Origin of the sequence: Rhizobium sp. CG4, from assembly GCF_023701965.1 — a bacterium.
Lineage (GTDB): Bacteria > Pseudomonadota > Alphaproteobacteria > Rhizobiales > Rhizobiaceae > Agrobacterium.
Window position 1 is genome coordinate 440,804 of sequence record NZ_JABAEG010000004.1, and the last position, 17,536, is coordinate 458,339.

General features: G+C 55.7%; 17 protein-coding genes. 7 read left to right on the forward strand and 10 right to left on the reverse strand.

Features of this window, described 5'->3' with window-relative positions:
- Nucleotides 1–112: 112 nt before the first annotated feature.
- Genes purU through HGO37_RS15350 form a run of 6 tightly spaced genes read right to left on the reverse strand, consistent with a single transcriptional unit; the run spans nucleotide 113 to nucleotide 7,436 of the window.
- Nucleotides 113–997: a formyltetrahydrofolate deformylase gene (purU, locus tag HGO37_RS15325; RefSeq protein ID WP_250984064.1), complete on the reverse strand. Its 885-nt coding sequence runs from the start codon at nucleotides 995–997 to the stop codon at nucleotides 113–115.
- A gap of 38 nt (nucleotides 998–1,035) precedes the next feature.
- On the reverse strand, nucleotides 1,036–1,569 hold the full coding sequence (locus HGO37_RS15330) for a sarcosine oxidase subunit gamma (RefSeq protein WP_250984065.1): 534 nt from the start codon (nucleotides 1,567–1,569) through the stop codon (nucleotides 1,036–1,038).
- Complete coding sequence (locus tag HGO37_RS15335) at nucleotides 1,562–4,522, reverse strand: sarcosine oxidase subunit alpha family protein (protein ID WP_250984066.1); 2,961 nt, start codon at nucleotides 4,520–4,522, stop codon at nucleotides 1,562–1,564. Before HGO37_RS15335 ends, HGO37_RS15330 begins: the two co-directional genes overlap by 8 nt.
- Nucleotides 4,519–4,785, reverse strand: a complete 267-nt coding sequence (locus tag HGO37_RS15340) for a sarcosine oxidase subunit delta (RefSeq protein ID WP_250984067.1) — start codon at nucleotides 4,783–4,785, stop codon at nucleotides 4,519–4,521. The genes HGO37_RS15335 and HGO37_RS15340 overlap by 4 nt, the downstream gene beginning before the upstream one ends.
- Before the next feature lie 9 nt (nucleotides 4,786–4,794).
- Nucleotides 4,795–6,051, reverse strand: a complete 1,257-nt coding sequence (locus HGO37_RS15345) for a sarcosine oxidase subunit beta family protein (protein ID WP_250984068.1) — start codon at nucleotides 6,049–6,051, stop codon at nucleotides 4,795–4,797.
- Nucleotides 6,048–7,436, reverse strand: a complete 1,389-nt coding sequence (locus HGO37_RS15350; protein ID WP_250984069.1) for an aspartate ammonia-lyase — start codon at nucleotides 7,434–7,436, stop codon at nucleotides 6,048–6,050. The genes HGO37_RS15345 and HGO37_RS15350 overlap by 4 nt, the downstream gene beginning before the upstream one ends.
- 186 nt (nucleotides 7,437–7,622) lie before the next feature.
- Here HGO37_RS15350 and HGO37_RS15355 point away from each other — a divergent pair, with 186 nt between their 5' ends.
- Nucleotides 7,623–8,603 (forward strand): asparaginase, encoded by a 981-nt coding sequence (locus HGO37_RS15355; protein WP_250984070.1) that lies wholly within the window; start codon nucleotides 7,623–7,625, stop codon nucleotides 8,601–8,603.
- Here the strand turns inward: HGO37_RS15355 and HGO37_RS15360 are convergent.
- A complete protein-coding gene (locus tag HGO37_RS15360; RefSeq protein WP_250984071.1) occupies nucleotides 8,591–9,592 on the reverse strand; it encodes a LysR family transcriptional regulator in 1,002 nt (333 codons plus the stop codon). The two genes, HGO37_RS15355 and HGO37_RS15360, sit on opposite strands and share 13 nt — an antisense overlap.
- A gap of 185 nt (nucleotides 9,593–9,777) precedes the next feature.
- On the opposite strand from HGO37_RS15360, the gene HGO37_RS15365 reads away from it, so the two are divergent.
- From HGO37_RS15365 to folD, 5 genes are read left to right on the forward strand one after another with little or no spacing between them, the layout of a single operon-like run.
- Complete coding sequence (locus tag HGO37_RS15365) at nucleotides 9,778–10,608, forward strand: transporter substrate-binding domain-containing protein (RefSeq protein ID WP_250984072.1); 831 nt, start codon at nucleotides 9,778–9,780, stop codon at nucleotides 10,606–10,608.
- Between the two features lie 59 nt (nucleotides 10,609–10,667).
- On the forward strand, nucleotides 10,668–11,426 hold the full coding sequence (locus HGO37_RS15370; protein WP_250984073.1) for an amino acid ABC transporter permease: 759 nt from the start codon (nucleotides 10,668–10,670) through the stop codon (nucleotides 11,424–11,426).
- Complete coding sequence (locus HGO37_RS15375; RefSeq protein WP_192490911.1) at nucleotides 11,423–12,109, forward strand: amino acid ABC transporter permease; 687 nt, start codon at nucleotides 11,423–11,425, stop codon at nucleotides 12,107–12,109. The genes HGO37_RS15370 and HGO37_RS15375 overlap by 4 nt, the downstream gene beginning before the upstream one ends.
- Nucleotides 12,110–12,118: 9 nt before the next feature.
- Nucleotides 12,119–12,868, forward strand: coding sequence for an amino acid ABC transporter ATP-binding protein (locus tag HGO37_RS15380; RefSeq protein ID WP_285200628.1), 750 nt, complete (start codon nucleotides 12,119–12,121; stop codon nucleotides 12,866–12,868).
- Nucleotides 12,868–13,803, forward strand: coding sequence for a bifunctional methylenetetrahydrofolate dehydrogenase/methenyltetrahydrofolate cyclohydrolase FolD (gene folD, locus HGO37_RS15385; RefSeq protein WP_250984074.1), 936 nt, complete (start codon nucleotides 12,868–12,870; stop codon nucleotides 13,801–13,803). Before HGO37_RS15380 ends, folD begins: the two co-directional genes overlap by 1 nt.
- Before the next feature lie 170 nt (nucleotides 13,804–13,973).
- Here folD and HGO37_RS15390 read toward each other — a convergent pair whose 3' ends face one another.
- The gene (locus HGO37_RS15390) at nucleotides 13,974–14,840 is read right to left on the reverse strand and encodes an aldo/keto reductase family oxidoreductase (RefSeq protein ID WP_250984075.1); all 867 of its coding nucleotides are present in this window, start codon (nucleotides 14,838–14,840) and stop codon (nucleotides 13,974–13,976) included.
- Nucleotides 14,841–14,960: 120 nt separating this feature from the next.
- Between HGO37_RS15390 and HGO37_RS15395 the strand changes: the two genes are divergently transcribed.
- Nucleotides 14,961–15,860, forward strand: a complete 900-nt coding sequence (locus HGO37_RS15395; RefSeq protein WP_250984076.1) for a LysR substrate-binding domain-containing protein — start codon at nucleotides 14,961–14,963, stop codon at nucleotides 15,858–15,860.
- 25 nt (nucleotides 15,861–15,885) lie between these two features.
- Here HGO37_RS15395 and HGO37_RS15400 read toward each other — a convergent pair whose 3' ends face one another.
- Both HGO37_RS15400 and HGO37_RS15405 read right to left on the reverse strand, forming a co-directional pair.
- Complete coding sequence (locus tag HGO37_RS15400) at nucleotides 15,886–16,371, reverse strand: hypothetical protein (protein ID WP_250984077.1); 486 nt, start codon at nucleotides 16,369–16,371, stop codon at nucleotides 15,886–15,888.
- Nucleotides 16,372–16,506: 135 nt separating this feature from the next.
- Nucleotides 16,507–17,091: a TetR/AcrR family transcriptional regulator gene (locus tag HGO37_RS15405; RefSeq protein ID WP_250984078.1), complete on the reverse strand. Its 585-nt coding sequence runs from the start codon at nucleotides 17,089–17,091 to the stop codon at nucleotides 16,507–16,509.
- Nucleotides 17,092–17,536: the final 445 nt, after the last annotated feature.

Here is a 17,536-nt window from a genome sequence, read left to right on the forward strand (position 1 = left end):
TCACTTCGCGAAGAAAATCGTTGCCGAAATACGCCGGACCAGTGGCTATCCGACGGATGAGGTTGAGGGCGCTTGAGGCGCCCTTTTCAAAATGTCTTGGATAGGGGCGTGATCACCCCATTCTTTCCGAGGCATAACTGCCGGGGCTTGCAGGAAAGACGACGGTTTTGTGGCCGTTCAGGAATACCCGCTGGTGGATATGCGCGTGCACTGCTCTGGCCAAAACATGCGCTTCCACATCGCGTCCAATCGATACGTAGTCGTCGGGCGATTGCGCATGCGTGATGCGAGCAACGTCCTGCTCGATAATTGGACCTTCGTCCAGATCGGCAGTCACGTAATGCGCCGTCGCCCCAATCAGCTTAACCCCCCGCTCAAATGCCTGTTTGTAAGGATTGGCACCCTTGAAGGATGGCAAAAACGAGTGGTGAATGTTTATGATGCGTCCGGACATTTTTTTGCACACCCCGTCCGACAGGATTTGCATATAACGCGCCAGCACCACCAATTCAGCACCTGAATCCTCGACAATCGACATCAGCCTCGCTTCCGCTTCAGGCTTGTTTTCCTTGGTCACCTTGATGTGGTGAAACGGAATATCATTGTTCACAATAAGCTTCTGATAAGTGAGATGATTGGACACCACGCCGACAATATCGATCGGCAACGCACCGATTTTCCAGCGATACAACAGGTCGTTCAGGCAGTGGCCAAAATTGGACACCATCAGCAAAACCTTGGTGCGCTGGGCAGCATCATGGAAAGCAAACGCCATGTCGAAAGGCTTTGAGACCGGTTCGAAACTGCTGCGCAGTGTCTCGAGGTCCGTTCCAAGTTCCGAACGAAATGTGGTGCGCATAAAGAAGTTTTCGGTCTGCGGATCATCAAATTGCGCAGAATCCGTGATGTTGCAGCCATGCTCCGCCAGAAAGGTTGCGATGGCAGCGACGATCCCACGACGGGACTGGCATTGAACGGTAAGGACAAAATTCTCCACGCGGGAACTCCATGAAGTCGTGATGGGATGGCCAGCCGTCAGGCCGCAACAGTGAGGTGGGTAACAAGCAGGTCGGTCAATGACCGCTCCCAGGTGGTCGGCACCATGACCAGAAATCTGTCCCGCTCCAGACGTTCAACCAGCACACCGACATGGTGCAAAGACGTCTGTACGAAGGTCCCTGCCGGGAAGGCAGCTTCCGAAAAATCCAGGGCGATCACGCGACCCAGCAAGCCTGCCGCCCCCTCTCCTTCGAGGATCAGGCAGACACGAGCATCGGAAAGATCAAGTGCCACAAGATCTTCCGGCACCGACATGTTAACCGGTGTTTCGGAGCGAAGGAGCACACGGTCCGGCGCAATCCGCCACACTGTCATCCTGGCACTATGAACAGGAGAACGATAGTCTGGCGGCAGCGACAGGCCTTGCGTCTTTAACACCGCGTCGGTGGCATCTGCGAAGGTTTCCCATCCCGCTAATTGTGTGAGGTGGCCAAGCGCGATCTCGGAGACCGACACGGTTCGCCCGTCACTGTTCAGACCACCAAGCGGAAGGTTATGTTTTTTAGCCATTTTGACGATACCCTTCCGGATCGAAGAAGTGAGGAGAGACGACCTTGGCGCGCAGTGTTTGGTTGCCAACAAAATCAACGACCTGAATTGTTTCACCTATGCGTTCCGGTCCCTTGGACAACAAGGCCAGCGCGATGTTCTTTTTCAGAGCCGGTGAATAGGTTGTCGATGACACCCAGCCTTCGCCATGACCTTTCGCAGGGACATTCAATCCGAACAGCAGCGACCCAGCTCTTGCACCGTCGTCGCCGACGATCTCCAAGCCAACCAATGACGGGCGTGTTGCATCTTCCAGCACCACACGTTTGCGCAACACCGATCCGATGAAGGGTTTCTTGCTCGACGCGAAAACTTCGAGACCAAGATCCTTCATGGTCGTACGGCCCTCGATCTCAGCGCCAGCCACGTGGCCCTTTTCAATACGAAGGGCGCCCATCGCCTCGGTACCATAGGGTTTGAGATGATGCGGAACACCCGCTTCGATCAGCGCGCGCCAGACCTTCGGGCCGGATTTGGCCGGGATGTAGATTTCATAGGCCAGCTCGCCGGAATAGCTCATCCGATGGAGACGGCACGGCACACCTGCAATCGTCACATAGGTCAGGTGGTTGTTCGGCAAAGCCTCCTTGCTCAAATCCGCGTCCGTCAGTGCCGTTAGTACTGTTCGCGATTTGGGACCGGCAATGGCAATGGCTGCCCATTGATCCGTCACGGTTGTCACATGCACCTTGAGATCACGCCATGCCGTCTGCAGCAGGAACTCAGCCTGTGCCAGAACCTTGGCGGCATTGGCTGTTGTGGTCGACATGAAATAGTCGTTCTCGCCGAGACGCGCCGTCGCACCGTCATCAAGAACAAAACCGTCTTCTCGCAGCATGACGCCGTAGCGCAGGCGACCGATTGGCAAAGTCTTGAAGCCGTTTGCGTAAACGCGGTTGAGAAACTCCGCCGCATCCGGGCCCTGCACGGCAATCTTGCCAAGCGTCGACACGTCGACGATGCCAACATGGTCGCGCACATGGGCTGCTTCACGGATATAGGTATCGCGCAGTGTCTCGCCCTTGGCCGGGTAATACCAGGGGCGAAGCCAGGCACCCGCTTCTATCATCTCTGCACCATTTTGCTGGTGCCAGTCATGAATGGTCGACAGACGCGTCGGGCGGAAATGCAGGCCGTGATCGTGAGCAACGATCGCGCCAATGGCAATCGGCGTATAGGGCGGACGGAAGGTCGTTGTTCCGACCTTGGGAATGTCCATGCCTCTCAGCGCCGCCATTCTTGCCAGTGCATTGAGGTTGGAGGTTTTGCCCTGGTCGGCAGCCATGCCCGATGTAGTGTAACGCTTGAGATGTTCGACCGAGACATAACCTTCCAGATGCGCCTGATCGATGTCGGCAAGTTTCACATCGTGCTGGAAATCGATGAAAGCCTTGCCCGGGGTCGTGCCGTCGGCCTTTGTGATGACGGTGGTCGGCAGCAGATCGCGGCCCCAGAAATCACCGCCATTGGCTACCGTATCGACCTTGCCAGCGTCACCGCCGGCGTCGTACCCCTGCGTGATCGCTTCAGCGGTTGAGACAGCGGCAACAAGCGATCCAACGCTGGTGACGGTTGTTTTCTGCATCGGCAGAAATGCATCAAACTCCTGATGATATTGCGGTTTGCCGAAACGCTGGCTCCACAGATGCAGTGCCGGAGCCCAACCGCCCGATATCGCGACGACATCGCATTTGACAGCAATCTCCTTACCAGACGCCCGACCATTGGTGTCGACAGGCACGATGCGGGCGCCACGCACCTGGCCACGGCCCTCGGCTTTCAGGAGACCGTAACCAAGCCGAAGCTCCACGCCCGCAGTCTTTGCGCGGCTAGACAGTGCATCCAGAATGGTTCGGCGAAGATCACAGAGAATGACCTTCGCACCGGCCTTGGCGAGATCGATTGCAGTGCTGTAGGCACTGTCGTTGTTGGTCGCGACGACGACACTCTCACCGGCCAGAACAGCGTAACGGTTGAGATATTTACGCACGGCCGATGCCAACATCACACCGGGAACGTCATTGCCGGCAAAAACCATCGGTCGTTCAATGGCACCGGTGGCAAGAATTGCCCGTTTGGTGCGAACCAGCCAGTAACGCTGGCGCGGTTTGCCCGCTTCCGGCACCAGCAGATGATCCCGAAACCGTTCAACCAGCCCAAAGACATCACTGTCATAGGCACCAAACGCCGTTGTGCGGCTGAGTACCTGAACATTGGGCATATTCTTGAGTTCGGCCACGGCGTTGCGAAGCCATGTATCGCTTTCACCACCGGCACCTTCGCTCAGCAAAGAGCCCCCGAGTTCGTGATCCTGTTCAACCAGCATCACCTTGTCGCCCTTGCGGCCTGCGGCCAAGGCTGCAGCAAGTCCGGCAGGACCTGCCCCCACGATCAGCACATCACAAAAAGCATTGATCTTTTCGTAGTGATCCGGATCGTCAAGCGTTGTTGCCTTGCCCATGCCAGCGGCATTGCGGATGATTTTTTCGCAGGCCATCCAGAAGCCGGTGCCTTTGAACGGACCGATAAATGTCTTGTAGTAGAACCCGGCACCAAAGAAGCGCGACAGGGCACCGTTAACCGAACCGATATCAAACTTCAGGCTGGGCCATGCATTTTGCGGCGTCGAGATTAGACCATCGAACACCTCGACCATCGTTGCCTGTGCGTTGGGTTCGTGACGGGCGCCATCACGCAGATGAACCAGTGAATTCGGCTCTTCGACACCTGCAGCCATCAGACCGCGTGGGCGATGATATTTGAAACTGCGTGCGGTGATTTTCTGGCCACCGGCCAACAGGGCAGAAGCCAGACTATCGCCGGGATGAGCGACAAACGGTTTGCCATCAAACTGCACGGTAACTTTGCGGCTGCGGTCAATGCGTCCGCCGGTGGGAAGTCTGCGCGCTGTCATGCCGCCACCTCGCGGGCAAGATAGCTCGCCGAAATCTCATGGGTCAGGGTGTCACGCTCAACCACCACCCATTGGCGGCAGCCGGTCACATGGTGCCAATATTCCTTGTGCGGTCCGCGCGGATTGTCACGCATGAACACATAATCGAGCCAGGCTTTCGGATCGCTCTCGTTCATGTCAGGCCGGCGGATCGTCGCATCGGAGCCATAGGTAAACTCCGTTTCGTCCCTCAGCCCGCAGACGGGACAATGAATTCTCAACATGATGGAACCTCAATGGGCGTTGGGTTGCGGGCCTGCGCCCTTTTCGTCGATCTGGTAGCCGCGTTCGAAACGTTCCAGCGTGAATTCGGCGTTGTCGGGGTGCGGTTCGCCCTTGGCGATTGTCCAGGCAAAGCAGTAACCGGAGGCAGGCGTTGCCTTGAAGCCGCCGTAGCACCAGCCACCATTCAGCCAGAGACCGTCAACCGGCATCTTGCCGATGATCGGCGAGCCATCCATCGACATGTCCATGACCCCGGCCCAATGACGCAACAGCCGCAGTCGCGACAGCGACGGCATCAGCGCCTTGGCACTGTGCAGCGTATGTTCGACAATCGGCAGGCCGCCGCGCTGGGCATAGGAGTTGAAACCGTCGAGATCTCCACCAAGCACCAGTCCACCCTTGTCGGACTGGCTGATGTAGAAATGAGCGGCACCGAAGGAGATGACGCTGTCGACCAGTGGCTTCAGCGGCTCGGTCACAAAAGCCTGAAGAACATGGGTTTCGATTGGCAAACGCAGGCCGGCCTTTTCCGCCAGATGGCCGGTGTGACCGGCAACGGCAAGTGCCACCTTCTTGGCGCGGATCGGTCCACGGGTCGTCTCCACACCGACAATGGTACCATTATCCCAGATATATCCGATCACTTCGCATTGCTGGATCAGGTCCACGCCGTGCTGGTCTGCGCCACGCGCAAACCCCCAGGCAACCGCGTCGTGACGTGCCGTCCCTGCCCGCGACTGGTAAATCGCGCCATGGATCGGGAAACGGGCATTGGGCGAATAATCGAGGTAGGGCAAACGGCGCATCACCTCTGCCCGGTCAAAAAGTTCGGCGTCGATACCATTGGCCCGCATGATATTGCCACGACGGCGGGCAGCATCCATCTGCCCCGGAGAGTGGCAGAGATTGAACTGACCACGCTGCGAGATCATGACATTGTAGTTCAGGTCCTGGCTCAGGTTTTCCCAGAGTTGCATCGACCGCTCGTAGAACATCGTATTGCCGGGCATCATGTAATTGGAGCGAACGATCGTGGTATTACGACCGGTGTTGCCACCGCCGAGCCAACCCTTTTCCAGCACCGCGACATTGCGGATGCCGTGCTCCTTGGCAAGGTAATAGGCTGTTGCCAGGCCATGGCCGCCGCCGCCGACAATGATCACGTCGTAGCTTGGCTTCGGCACCGGATCGCGCCAGGCGAGGGTCCAGTTCCGGTTGCCACTCAGGCCGTGGCGTAAAATAGACAGGGCAGAATAATGACTCATGCGATCTCCTCGCGGTAATCGGTACTTTCGCGCACCACCTTGAGCACTTCGTCGTTGCTCAGCAGGCCGCGTTCTATGGCTAGGTCTATGAAAGGGCGGCGCTCTATTGCTGATGCATGAACAAGGCGGGACACCTCGGCGTATCCGAGCTTGGGCACAAACACGGTGGCAAGTGCCGATGACTGCATCAGGTTTTTGAGCGATTGTTCTTCGTCGGCTTCTATGCCAGCGATGCATTTATCCGCGAAGATGCGTGATGACTTGGCCAGCAGCTCGATGGAATCGAACAGACGCGAGGCGATGACCGGTTCAAAATGGTTGATTTCCAACTGGCCTTGAAGGGCAGCCAGCGACACCGCCGCATCATTACCGACCACGGCAAATGCAACCTGTTGCATCATCATCGGCAAGACAGGATTGACCTTGCCTGGCATGATCGAAGAGCCCGGTTGTACCGAAGGTAGCCTCAGTTCACCAACACCGCTGTTGGGACCGGATGACAGGATGATCAAATCAGATGCGATCTTGCCGATGACCTCTCCACAAATGCGGATTTCCGACGAAACCCGCGCAAAGGCATCGGCATTCTGCATGGCATCGAACATATCATCACCGGGGCGTACATTCGCGCCGACGATCGCCTTCAAATGCCGGTAAACGGCTGAACGATATCCCGGCGCTGAACCCAGCCCCGTGCCGATTGCCGTGCCGCCCAAAGGCAGAACAAGCATGTCTTCGCGCGCTTGCGACAGTTTGCTTTCCAGACGCCGGGTGGAGGCCGCATAACCACCAAAGGCCTGCCCCAGCCGCATGGGTTGAGCCGCCTGCATGCAGGTGCGCCCTATCCGCAAAATATCCGCAAATTCAGTGGCCTTGACCTCAAGACACGCAGCGAGATGACCAAGCGCCGAAGCCTTGTCATAGACCGCCAGTTTGACGGCAGCGGGCAAAACATCATTGGTGGATTGCCCGGTATTGACGTGATCATTGGGGTGAATGCGACTATAATTGCCTGGCTCATCGCCCAATATCTGCAAGGCACGATTGGCGATCACTTCATTGACATTCATGTTGATCGACGTACCACCAGAGCCTTCCAGCAGATCGACGATGAACTGGTCGGAATGCAAACCGCATTCGATTTCTTCGGCCGCCTTATCGATCGCCTGCGCCACGTCGCGCGGCAATATGCCAATGTCGTGATTGGCCGCAGCGGCAGCCCGCTTGATCTGCGCAAGCGCCTTCAGCAGCTCCGGCGCATCACCCAATTTGTGAAAGGAGATATCGAAGTTCTCCTGTCCACGCAGCGTCGCGACCCCATACAATGCTCCGCAGGGTAACTCGCGCGCTCCCAGGCTGTCTGTGTCGGTTCTGGTATTTGGCATGGAGGTTCCAAGGTCCGTTCGTGTGATGCCGCAGCATCGCAAACTCCAGGAACCATTTGAACCGAATAAGCGAGACTTAAATTAATTCACTTATTGGCATTAATTCATCTAATAGTACGGGTGAGCTCGTTGCAAAACCGCTGTGAAGATTTTTATGTCAGACACACTCAAACGGCGGAGCAACACATGCTGGCAAAGATCGCATTCATCGGCACCGGTGGGACAATTGCGTCCATTGGCACAGACCAGTTTGACCTTCTGGATTATAATGCCAGTCAGCAACGGCTCGATGCGGCAGCGCTGATCGAGCGTATTGGCATTCAGGGGACGATCGCCGATATCAGGCCGGTCAATTTTCGCCAGATCGACAGCACGGCAATCACATCGGACGACTGGGCGGATCTGGCAGAAATTTGCTGCCAGTTGGCTGAAGATAGCAGCCTGCGCGGCATCGTGATCGGCCACGGTACGGCGAGCCTCGAAGAAACCGCATGGGTTCTGTCACTGGTTCTGGACCTGAAAATTCCTGTCATTCTCACCGGATCGATGCGGCCACTGACGGGAATTTCGACCGATGCCCATGCAAATCTGGCTGCGGCAATCCGCGCAGCGATCGCACCAACAACCGGACCCGGCGTATTTGTGGTCATCAATGACGAAATCCACGACCCAAAAACGGTCACGAAAACCCACACATTACGACTAGGTGCTTTCCAATCTCCCTGGGCTGCTCCGATCGGATATGTCGATGGAACCGAAGTCAGGTTTCAGCAGGTAAGCAAACGCAGACATGAACCCTTCGCACGCGATCTGCTGCGTGAGATGCCACGGGTGGATATCAGCTATAGTCATGTCGGTGCTGATGGATGTGCGATACAATCCTTTGTTGCGGCAGGCGCAAAAGGAATTGTTTCATCAGGTTTCGGGCCGGGAATGTCAACGCCTGCAGAAACGGCTGCATTACATGAAGCGGTGAATGCTGGCCTTGTTGTTGTGCAATCGTCCCGTACCGGTGCGGGCTTGGTGGTCGATAGTGCGCACCATCAAAGCCTCGGCATTCTTGCCGGTGGCGATATCAATCCCCAGAAAGCGCGCATCCTTTTGTCACTTTGCCTGGCCGCTGGTTACAGTCACGGTGACATTGCTGAAGTGTTTCACTCGCTCTGATCGCCTTCAATGAGCGGCGGTTTCCAAATCATCTCACCCGCCGTTTCGGCGAGCCAGGGAATGTGGCTAACGATCAGTGGCAACGTGTGCTTTACCAGCATCTGACGGGCGGCTTCGGCCACCCTTGGCCCCAATGTGTCAAACTCACCGCGTCTGGTCACCAGTGTCAATTCGCGGGAAAATCCGGGGCTTGGCAATGGCAACACCGAAAGCGCCGGCATGTGAATGGCGCCCTGAACGAGGCAGAGAGGCGTGGTGATGGCCACGCCAACGCCACCGGCTACCATTGCCAACAACGAGTCCGAGGTGTCGAAAGACAACACCTGCGGGTGTTCGATGCGCAGTCGTCTGAGATGCCGCTCGACCTGCATGCCCATATGCGAACGTGAACTGTAGCGAATGAGCCGGTGCTCAAACAGCAGATCCCTGAGTGGCTGGTTGCGCAGCGTATCCCCCCAGGCAACCGGCGCAACAAGAACGAATGGCTCCCGGTAAAGCGGGAAACGCATCATCTCATCCAGTTCGTCCATCGGGTCCGAGGTGATCGCTGCATCGATCTCGTGACGCATCAGGGCGTCGGTGTGTGAGTGTGCAAGGCCTGAAAAGGCTGTCACGCGCAGCGCGATCGCGCCCTCCATCAGATCGCGGATCAGCACCGGACCAACGGATGAGGCAAAGGTGTCGACCATGCCCAATCGCAGGTCCTGCCGTTCAGGCCGCCTTGCCGTTGCCCTCACCTCTTCTATCGCCCGCTCGGCGCGATTGGCAATCTCGCGGATATGAGCCACCAGCACCCGCCCCGCCTCCGTTGCAACAAGCGGACGCCGGTCGCGATGAACTAGCGTCACCTCGACTTGCGCTTCAGCGCGCTTCATGGCTTGAGAGACCGCTGATTGGGTCATGCCCAACTGCGCGGCGGCAGCACTCATGCTGCCTTGCTCGATCACAGTTGCAGCAATTTCCAGAGCGTGCAAATCCGGTAGGGGCATCTGCTTAGTTTACCTGAATTAATCTTTGTCAGTAATATGACTACTACTCTCAAATCACCATTGAAGCAACGGCCGCAATTGGAGACATTCCACTCACATCAGCTTTCCCAGTCGCAACAACAAAAATGCAGACGACACCGATGCCTGAAAGTGATGCAAACAAACTGTTCAAAAAGGGGAACGAAATGTTCAAACTGAAAGCAATTTTTCTGGCGACAGCCTTCGCTTTCGTTGGTTTTTCCGCATCGGCACAGTCCTGCGGTGACGATACCTTGTGCAAGGTCAAAGCCTCAGGTGTCCTGAAGGTCGGCACCAAAGACGACTACGTGCCTTGGTCCTACCGCGCCTCCGATGGCAGCTTCAAAGGCATGGAAGTCGATATCGGCAAAAAAATTGCTGAAACCCTCGGCGTCAAAGCCGAATTCGTCAAAGTAACCTCCGCAAATCGTTTCGAATTTCTGGCGCAGGGCCAGATCGATCTGATGATTGCCTCCGCTTCAGATACCGCTGAACGACGCAAAGTGGTCGCTTTTGTTCACCCGAATTATTATTCGTCCGGTTACACACTTCTGCTTCCAAAAGCCGTCACGGCAACAGAGTGGTCGCAGCTTGCTGACCAGACCGTCTGCGCAGTACAGGGTGCCTGGTACAACAAGCCTGCGCAGGAAGAGCTGAAACTGAAGGTTCTGGCTTTTGCCGGCACGGCCGAAACCGAGGCCGCGATGACGCAGGGACGCTGCATTGGCCTGCTTGAAGACGACAACCAGATCAACGTTCGTCTCTCCAACCCGAAATGGGGGGAGTACCAGAAACCACTGTCGAGCCAGGCAGATACCCCATGGGGCATGGCGGTGCGCCAGAGTGACCAGTTTGCTCCATTCGGCCTGTCAATTTCCGGCATCATCTCCGAAATGCACCGTGACGGCACGTTGCTCGCGCTCGAAAAAGAGCATGGTATCGCAAACTCTGCCTTCCTCATCAAAATGCACGATGCTCTGAAAGATGACGTCAACTGATCCTTGAACCGTAAACAGTCCGGGGCGCCAATGCTCCGGACAGCACTGAGGATTGGGCTGTGATTACAGAGATCCAGACATTTTTTCGCGATCTGGCGGCATCGGGGATCAATCTCACGATCTTCTATGACGCCTTCGATTTCGACCGTTTCACCACCGGTCTTGGCAACACATTACTCCTGATCCTGATCAGCGCATTTTTCTCCATCGTCATCGGTGCGGCCTGCGCCGCAATCCTGTCGCTGTCCACGGGGTGGCCGACAAAAATCATCCGGGGTTACGTTGCTTTGTTCCGCAACACGCCACTGATCGTGCAGATGTATTTTTTCTATTTTGCGATCGGCAGCATCATGCCGGTGGGTCGCAGTGAGATAGGGCTGCCCCAACCCTTGATCGGCAGTTTCAGCTGGGCGGTGATTTCGCTTTCACTCTATTCTGGCGCATTTAATACCGAGACGTTTCGGGCCGGTGTGGGTGCTGTCCATGGCTCCTATCAGGAGGCAGCTTTTGCACTCGGCTATAACAAACGCCAGGCATTCTTTTCTGTCACCGTGCCGTTGGCGTTGCGTTTTTCATTTGCATCTCTCGCCAACAATCTGGTCGATCTGACAAAGGCAACAACTGTCGCCTATGCCGTTGGTGTCGCTGAACTCCTTTACGTTTCCAACCAGATCTGGTCGGATTCCCTCAACACCATCGAAATGATGAATGTGATGCTGGTGATCTACCTGATCCTGACCGGAGCCGTCGTCGTCATCATCAACAGGGTCGAAGCCGCCATGCGCCTGCCTGGCTTTGGACTGGGAGACGGACAATGAACCAGACCAGCATTCTCCCCCAGATTCTTGAATGGATGCCATTCGTTCTTCAAGGTTTTGGGCTCAACATTCTCATGAGCCTGATGGCAATCGCCATTGGCACGGCCATCGGTACGTTTCTGGGCTTTGGACAATTGTCGCCCAGCATGGCGGTTGGGGGGCCATCAAAGCTTGCAACACAGCTGTTTCGCAACGCGCCCTGGCTGGTTCTGTTATTCTACTGCATCTTTCTCATTCCCTATCAGGTGAATATTGCAGGCATAACCATACAGTTGCCGAGCTGGCTGCGAGCAACCATCGGCTTTTCTTTTCCGGTGGCAGCCAATTTTTCCGAAATCGTCCGCGGCTCGGTCAACTCGGTGCCACGTGGACAGTGGGAAGCCGCCGAGGCACTTGGTTACAGCCGTCGCGCAACGCTATTCAGGATCATCCTGCCCCAGTGCATCACACGCATGGTTCCTCCGTGGATGAACCTCTATGCGCTTCTGCTGACAGCCACCCCCCTGTCGATGATTGTCGGTGTTGAGGAAGCTCTTGGTCGTACCCAGGCAGCTGTGCAAGCCCAGAGCGACTCCCGGGTTTTGATCCCGATGTATCTCGCTCTTCTCACGATGTTCTTTGTCTACACATGGCCGATCAATCGACTGTCGTTGATGCTCGAACGCCGCTTCCGCACAAAATGAGGTGCTGACATGACTATTAATTCAAATGCGAAGCCATTGATTTCTCTTCATGGCGTCCGCAAGTCCTTCGGCACGTTTGAGGTACTTCGTGGCATAGACATGGATATTCGCAAAGGCGAAGTTGTTGCGATCATCGGCCCTTCCGGTTCCGGAAAGTCGACGATCCTGCGTACCATCAACGGGCTGACACCGATCAATGAAGGCACCATCCAGGTTGGCGACATCAATGTCAGTGACCCGAAGCTCGATCAGGTCAAGTTGCGTCATCGCGTTGGCATGGTGTTCCAACAATACAATCTGTTTCCGCATAAAACCGTGCTGGAAAATGTTGCCATGGCACCAATCCAGGTGCTCAAGCAGCCGCGCAACCAAGTGGAAGAACGGGCCCGCACGCTCTTGTCCGAAATGCGCCTGCCCGACAAGGCGGCGGCCTACCCCGGCGAACTTTCCGGAGGCCAGCAGCAACGTGTGGCAATCGCCCGGGCGCTTTGTATGGAGCCAGAGGTCATCCTGTTCGATGAAGTGACGGCGGCGCTTGATCCGGAAATGGTCAAGGAAGTGCTCTCGGCCGTGCGTAAAGTGGCCGAAGACGGCATGACATGTATCCTCGTTACCCATGAAATGGGCTTTGCCCGCGAGGCTGCAGACCATGTCTATTTCACCGACAAGGGCGTGATTGTCGAACATGCACCGCCGGCAGATTTTTTCACTAAGGCCAGCGATCCACGTACCAAAGAATTCCTGTCCAAGGTGCTGTAATGTCGAGGATCATTGATGGGAAACTGTTCGCGCAGCGGCTGCGTGAATTTATAGGCCAGCAGGTTGCGATTATCAAAACCGAGCACGGTGTTGTGCCGGGTTTGGCAACCATATTGGTGGGACAGGATGCAGCCTCCGAGGTCTACGTGCGCAACAAGGCGCGCCAAACGATTGAAGCCGGCATGGCATCGTTCAAGCACACACTTGATGCCGCCATATCGGAAGCAGAACTGCTGGATCTGATTGCGGATCTGAACGCAAATGAAGACGTCCATGGCATTCTCGTTCAATTGCCACTGCCCGCGCATATCACTGCCGAGCGCGTGATCAACGCGATTGATCCGCGCAAGGATGTCGATGGTTTCAATGTGTCCAATGTCGGCTTGCTGGGAACCGGCCAGCCGGCCATGCTGCCCTGCACTCCCTTGGGCTGCATGATGCTGCTGCGCGAGCAGTTCGGTTCGTTGACAGGAAGAAACGCACTGGTGGTTGGTCGCTCGAACATTGTTGGAAAACCGATGGCGCAACTGCTTCTGGCCGAAGATTGCACAGTCACTATTGCCCATCGCTACAGTGAAAATCTGGAGGAGCATTGCCGACGCGCCGATATTCTGGTGATGGCTGTCGGCAAACCAGAGATGATCCCGGGTACCTGGATCAAACCCGGCGCGACGGTGATCGATGTTGGCATCAACCGCATTGAACGCAATGGCAAACCAACCCTTGTTGGTGATGTTGATTTTACGTCCGCATCGGAAGTTGCGGGCGCCATCACCCCGGTCCCGGGCGGCGTTGGTCCAATGACGATCGCCTGCCTGCTGTTAAACACCCTGACGGCATTCTGCCGCTCTAAGGGTTTGCCTGAACCTGCCAATTCTGGCCTTGAATTGGTCAATGGCATCGGCGTAATTCATGAGCTCAAAAAAGCCAGCTGATTTGAGCGTCTCGGATTACGTTTTGATGCAACTGAGAACGCGATTGCTTCGAGGATAGCCCAGCTCCTAAGGTAAAGTTCTGTCACCGTAATGTTCGGTTCCGAACCAGGCAGCATAATTACGGCTTATACCGTATATCCCATGCTGCCCGGTCTTGTTGCACGCCCTATTCAGGCAGCCATTTTTTCCAGTTCGGCAAGAGCATCGCCAGGAAGCTCGATGTTCCCTACAGCGAGATTCTCCCTCAGATGAACTCGCGAGGATGTGCCGGGGATCAACAGAATGTTCGGGGAGCGCTGAAAAAGCCAGGCGAGAGCCACTTGCAATGGTGTCGCGCCAAGCCGAGACGCAACATCCGACAAAGCTGCAGATTGCAGTGGCGAAAAGCCACCGAGCGGGAAGAACGGCACATAGGCAATTCCTTCTGCGCCAAGCTTTTCAATCAACGCATCGTCCCCACGGTGGGCAAGATTGTACTGGTTCTGTACGCAGACAATGTCGGTGATCTTTTTTCCGTCATCGATCTGTTTTGCGGTGACATTGGACAAGCCAATATTTCGGATCAACCCCTGTCGTTTCAGATCTGCCAACACTTCGAGCGGTTCATCAAGAGAGCCTTCCGCAGGGCCATGAACATCGAACATGGCGCGCAGATTAACCACATCCAGAACGTCTAGACCGAGATTGCGAAGGTTGTCATGCACCGCCTGCGTCAGATCTTCCCGCGAAAAGGCCGGGTTCCATGAAGCGTCCGCGCCGCGCGTTGCACCGATCTTCGTGACGATCACAAGGTCATCGCCATAGGGATGTAGCGCTTCACGAATGATCTGGTTGGTGATGTGCGGTCCGTAAAAGTCGCTAGTGTCAATATGGTTGACACCGCTTTCGATCGCCTCACGCAAAACGGCAATGGCTTCCGCATGATCGCGCGGCGGACCGAACACACCCTTACCCGCAAGCTGCATTGCCCCGTAACCGAGCCGGTTTACAGAGCGCCCACCGAGGATAAAGGTACCGGATTTTCCAATTGAAGTCATGGCTTTGTCTCCTGTTTCGAGTTCCAAAGTAAGCGCCTGACATAGAGGTCACAATCCGCTAGAATCCGGACATGCTGTCCGCTTGGCCGGACAATCTGCAGTCAGAAACAGGAGAGCCGGATGCGAGAAATGGCCGATATCGAGGCTTTCCTACTGGTCGCACGTGCGAAAGGCTTTCGTGAGGCATCGCGTGTCAGCGGAACGAGTTCATCCTCCCTAAGCGATGCCGTCAAGCGGCTTGAAGCTGATCTCGGGGTACGGCTACTCAACCGCACAACACGCAGCGTGTTGCCAACTGAGGCTGGGCGCACGCTGATGGAACGTTTGGGGCCTGCCTTTTCAGAAATCACATCTGCACTTGATCAGGCAACCAGCCACGGAGACCGTGCGGCCGGTTCGTTGAAGCTTAATGTACCAGCGAGTGCTGCTAGGCTCGTTCTACCCCGCATTGTGCCGGCTTTTTTGGCCACCTATCCGGACATCAGGCTGGAAATCGTCACGGAGGAGAGCTTCGTTGACATCATTGAAGGCGGTTATGACGCCGGAATCCGCTACGATGAGCGGTTGGAACAGGACATGATTGCCGTGCCGATCGGCCCGCGTGTGCAGCGTTATGCCCTCGCAGCATCCCCCTCCTATCTTGCAGCACGCGGCACACCTCAAACCCCGCATGACCTTCTGTCGCATGATTGCATCCGGGGGCGCTTTTCGGGCCGCGCCATACCCGCCTGGGAATTTGAGCGCGATGGAAAGGAGTTGATAATCGAGCCCAGTGGCAATCTGATCGTGCAGTCCGGTGGCGCCACCGATCTTGGCATTGAAGCGGCGAAAGCTGGCCTTGGCATCATGTATCTGTTTGAGGACTGGCTGAGACCACACTTCGCGGACGAGACGCTTTTACCAATCATGGAAGACTGGTGGCTGAGCTTTTCTGGCCCGTTTCTCTACTATCCGGGCCGCCGTCTTGTTCCATCTCCACTGCGTGCCTTTATTGATTTCATCAAGGCAATGCCGCGATGACATCTCGCAAAACGGAATTGTTTCTTCAGCGCGGTTTGTTGGCGTACCGCGCCAGATAAACGAACTGTGTGATGAGCCCAACGACAAAGGTTGCGGCCACAGTTCCAAGAGCGACTTTCAAAATGATCGAATCCGGATCAGCCGCAATCGGGTGTCCGTCTGGCACTCGACGCAGGGTCTCGGAGACTGAAGGCACCATGAGCAGAAATACCGAAAGGCTCAACAGGAATGTCTCCAGATACTTTTGCAGACGCCCCAGAAAAGCCAGCCGATGCACGGTGTAACCGCCGATCAGACACAGCAGGGTAACGACCGCAATGACCGGACTGACGGGCGCCTTCGCCACGAGGAAAATCGTAAGGCTGCCGATCAGCATACAGATGAAATAAATGCGTCCGGCAAGACTGTCTGGCTTGATGCGCCCAAAGCGAAAAATCATGTAAGCCGCAGCGGGTATCGCTGGAAGGCTGCCCAGAGTGTGGAGCCAGCCAAGTGTTGTTATTCCAAACATTTCAGGTCCTTTCAATCTGAATTCACGCCCATTTGCCGAGGTAGCTTCCCAGACTTAAAATTTAACATCCTACTAGTTGGTAGGTTTGTTGATAAAATTTGCCGGCCAGTTCCTCAGGGCACTTCCGTTTTGGAGTCATCGTTTTGGTTTCAATGCGTCAAACGTCGCCGACATGATCAATGAGAATTTGTTCGTGTCGCCATAGGCGCGCGCGGACAGCATAGCGCCATGGACAGTGGCCATAAACAGCTCCGCCTCAACCTCAGATGTCCGCGAAATATCGATTATACCCTGTTGCGACGCGCGATCGAATGCCCGAGCCATCCACCCTGACAGGACTCGAAAATACCCTTTGACCTCAACGGCCACTTCGGGCGGCAGCAGCGGCAGTTCACCTGCCAACAGGGCGCAAACGCAAAATGGCCGACTGCCATCACTGATGCATGTCGCCCAATGGTCGCTATAGGTGCGAAGTTGCTCGATAGGGTTGGTCACGTTGCGCTCAATTTCCGCGATGCCGGTTTCGGCATCCTGTCGGTATCGACTGACAAGTGTTTGAACCAGATCGACTTTGCTGGGAAAATGATGGTGGATACTCGCTTTACGAATACCGACGACGTCGGAAATATCCGCATAGCTGAAACCATTGTAGCCGCCTGACACGATGAGGTTTTGTGCGCAGTCGAGGATGTTTTCGTATGTGGAAACGACATTGGTCATGAGCAATACCTACCTACTAGTTGGCTGATCGTCAATTCGTCGAAACACTGTGTTTGTTGCGAAAACTCACAGGCACGTGGAGATAAGGCAAATTTGTCCTGTCAGCGTTGCCTCTAATGCAGCCGCTGAGGTCGAGTGAGTCGACCGCTTCGGACACAGGACGGAAAGGATAACGGATGTCTGCAACACACCACGCCCCATCGATCGAGGCGAATGGACGAACCTATCATTGGCCAGTGAGGCCAACTGTCGTGGTCTGCTTTGATGGTTGCGACCCGGTCTTATTGCTGCCTTCCCCGACTGTTGCTTCTAAGTGCTCATGTTGTGCGAGCGTGGCCTTGATTTTCTGGTGGGACGTCTACCATTGGTTATTGAGCGTTTTGTCGCCGGCGGTTTTTCGTGGCTTTGACTTTCGCATTGGGCAGCTTTGGTGTGCCTTGGTCGT

Coding starts and splice junctions, on each gene's coding strand:
- HGO37_RS15335 (WP_250984066.1), bottom strand. CDS start 4,522: ATGACAGCGCGCAGACTTCCCACCGGCGGACGCATTGACCGCAGCCGC.
- folD (WP_250984074.1), top strand. CDS start 12,868: ATGTCGAGGATCATTGATGGGAAACTGTTCGCGCAGCGGCTGCGTGAA.
- HGO37_RS15365 (WP_250984072.1), top strand. CDS start 9,778: ATGTTCAAACTGAAAGCAATTTTTCTGGCGACAGCCTTCGCTTTCGTT.
- HGO37_RS15405 (WP_250984078.1), bottom strand. CDS start 17,091: ATGACCAATGTCGTTTCCACATACGAAAACATCCTCGACTGCGCACAA.
- HGO37_RS15350 (WP_250984069.1), bottom strand. CDS start 7,436: ATGCCAAATACCAGAACCGACACAGACAGCCTGGGAGCGCGCGAGTTA.
- HGO37_RS15330 (WP_250984065.1), bottom strand. CDS start 1,569: ATGGCTAAAAAACATAACCTTCCGCTTGGTGGTCTGAACAGTGACGGG.
- HGO37_RS15360 (WP_250984071.1), bottom strand. CDS start 9,592: ATGCCCCTACCGGATTTGCACGCTCTGGAAATTGCTGCAACTGTGATC.
- HGO37_RS15395 (WP_250984076.1), top strand. CDS start 14,961: ATGCGAGAAATGGCCGATATCGAGGCTTTCCTACTGGTCGCACGTGCG.
- HGO37_RS15355 (WP_250984070.1), top strand. CDS start 7,623: ATGCTGGCAAAGATCGCATTCATCGGCACCGGTGGGACAATTGCGTCC.
- HGO37_RS15375 (WP_192490911.1), top strand. CDS start 11,423: ATGAACCAGACCAGCATTCTCCCCCAGATTCTTGAATGGATGCCATTC.
- HGO37_RS15380 (WP_285200628.1), top strand. CDS start 12,119: ATGACTATTAATTCAAATGCGAAGCCATTGATTTCTCTTCATGGCGTC.
- HGO37_RS15345 (WP_250984068.1), bottom strand. CDS start 6,051: ATGAGTCATTATTCTGCCCTGTCTATTTTACGCCACGGCCTGAGTGGC.
- HGO37_RS15390 (WP_250984075.1), bottom strand. CDS start 14,840: ATGACTTCAATTGGAAAATCCGGTACCTTTATCCTCGGTGGGCGCTCT.
- HGO37_RS15400 (WP_250984077.1), bottom strand. CDS start 16,371: ATGTTTGGAATAACAACACTTGGCTGGCTCCACACTCTGGGCAGCCTT.
- HGO37_RS15340 (WP_250984067.1), bottom strand. CDS start 4,785: ATGTTGAGAATTCATTGTCCCGTCTGCGGGCTGAGGGACGAAACGGAG.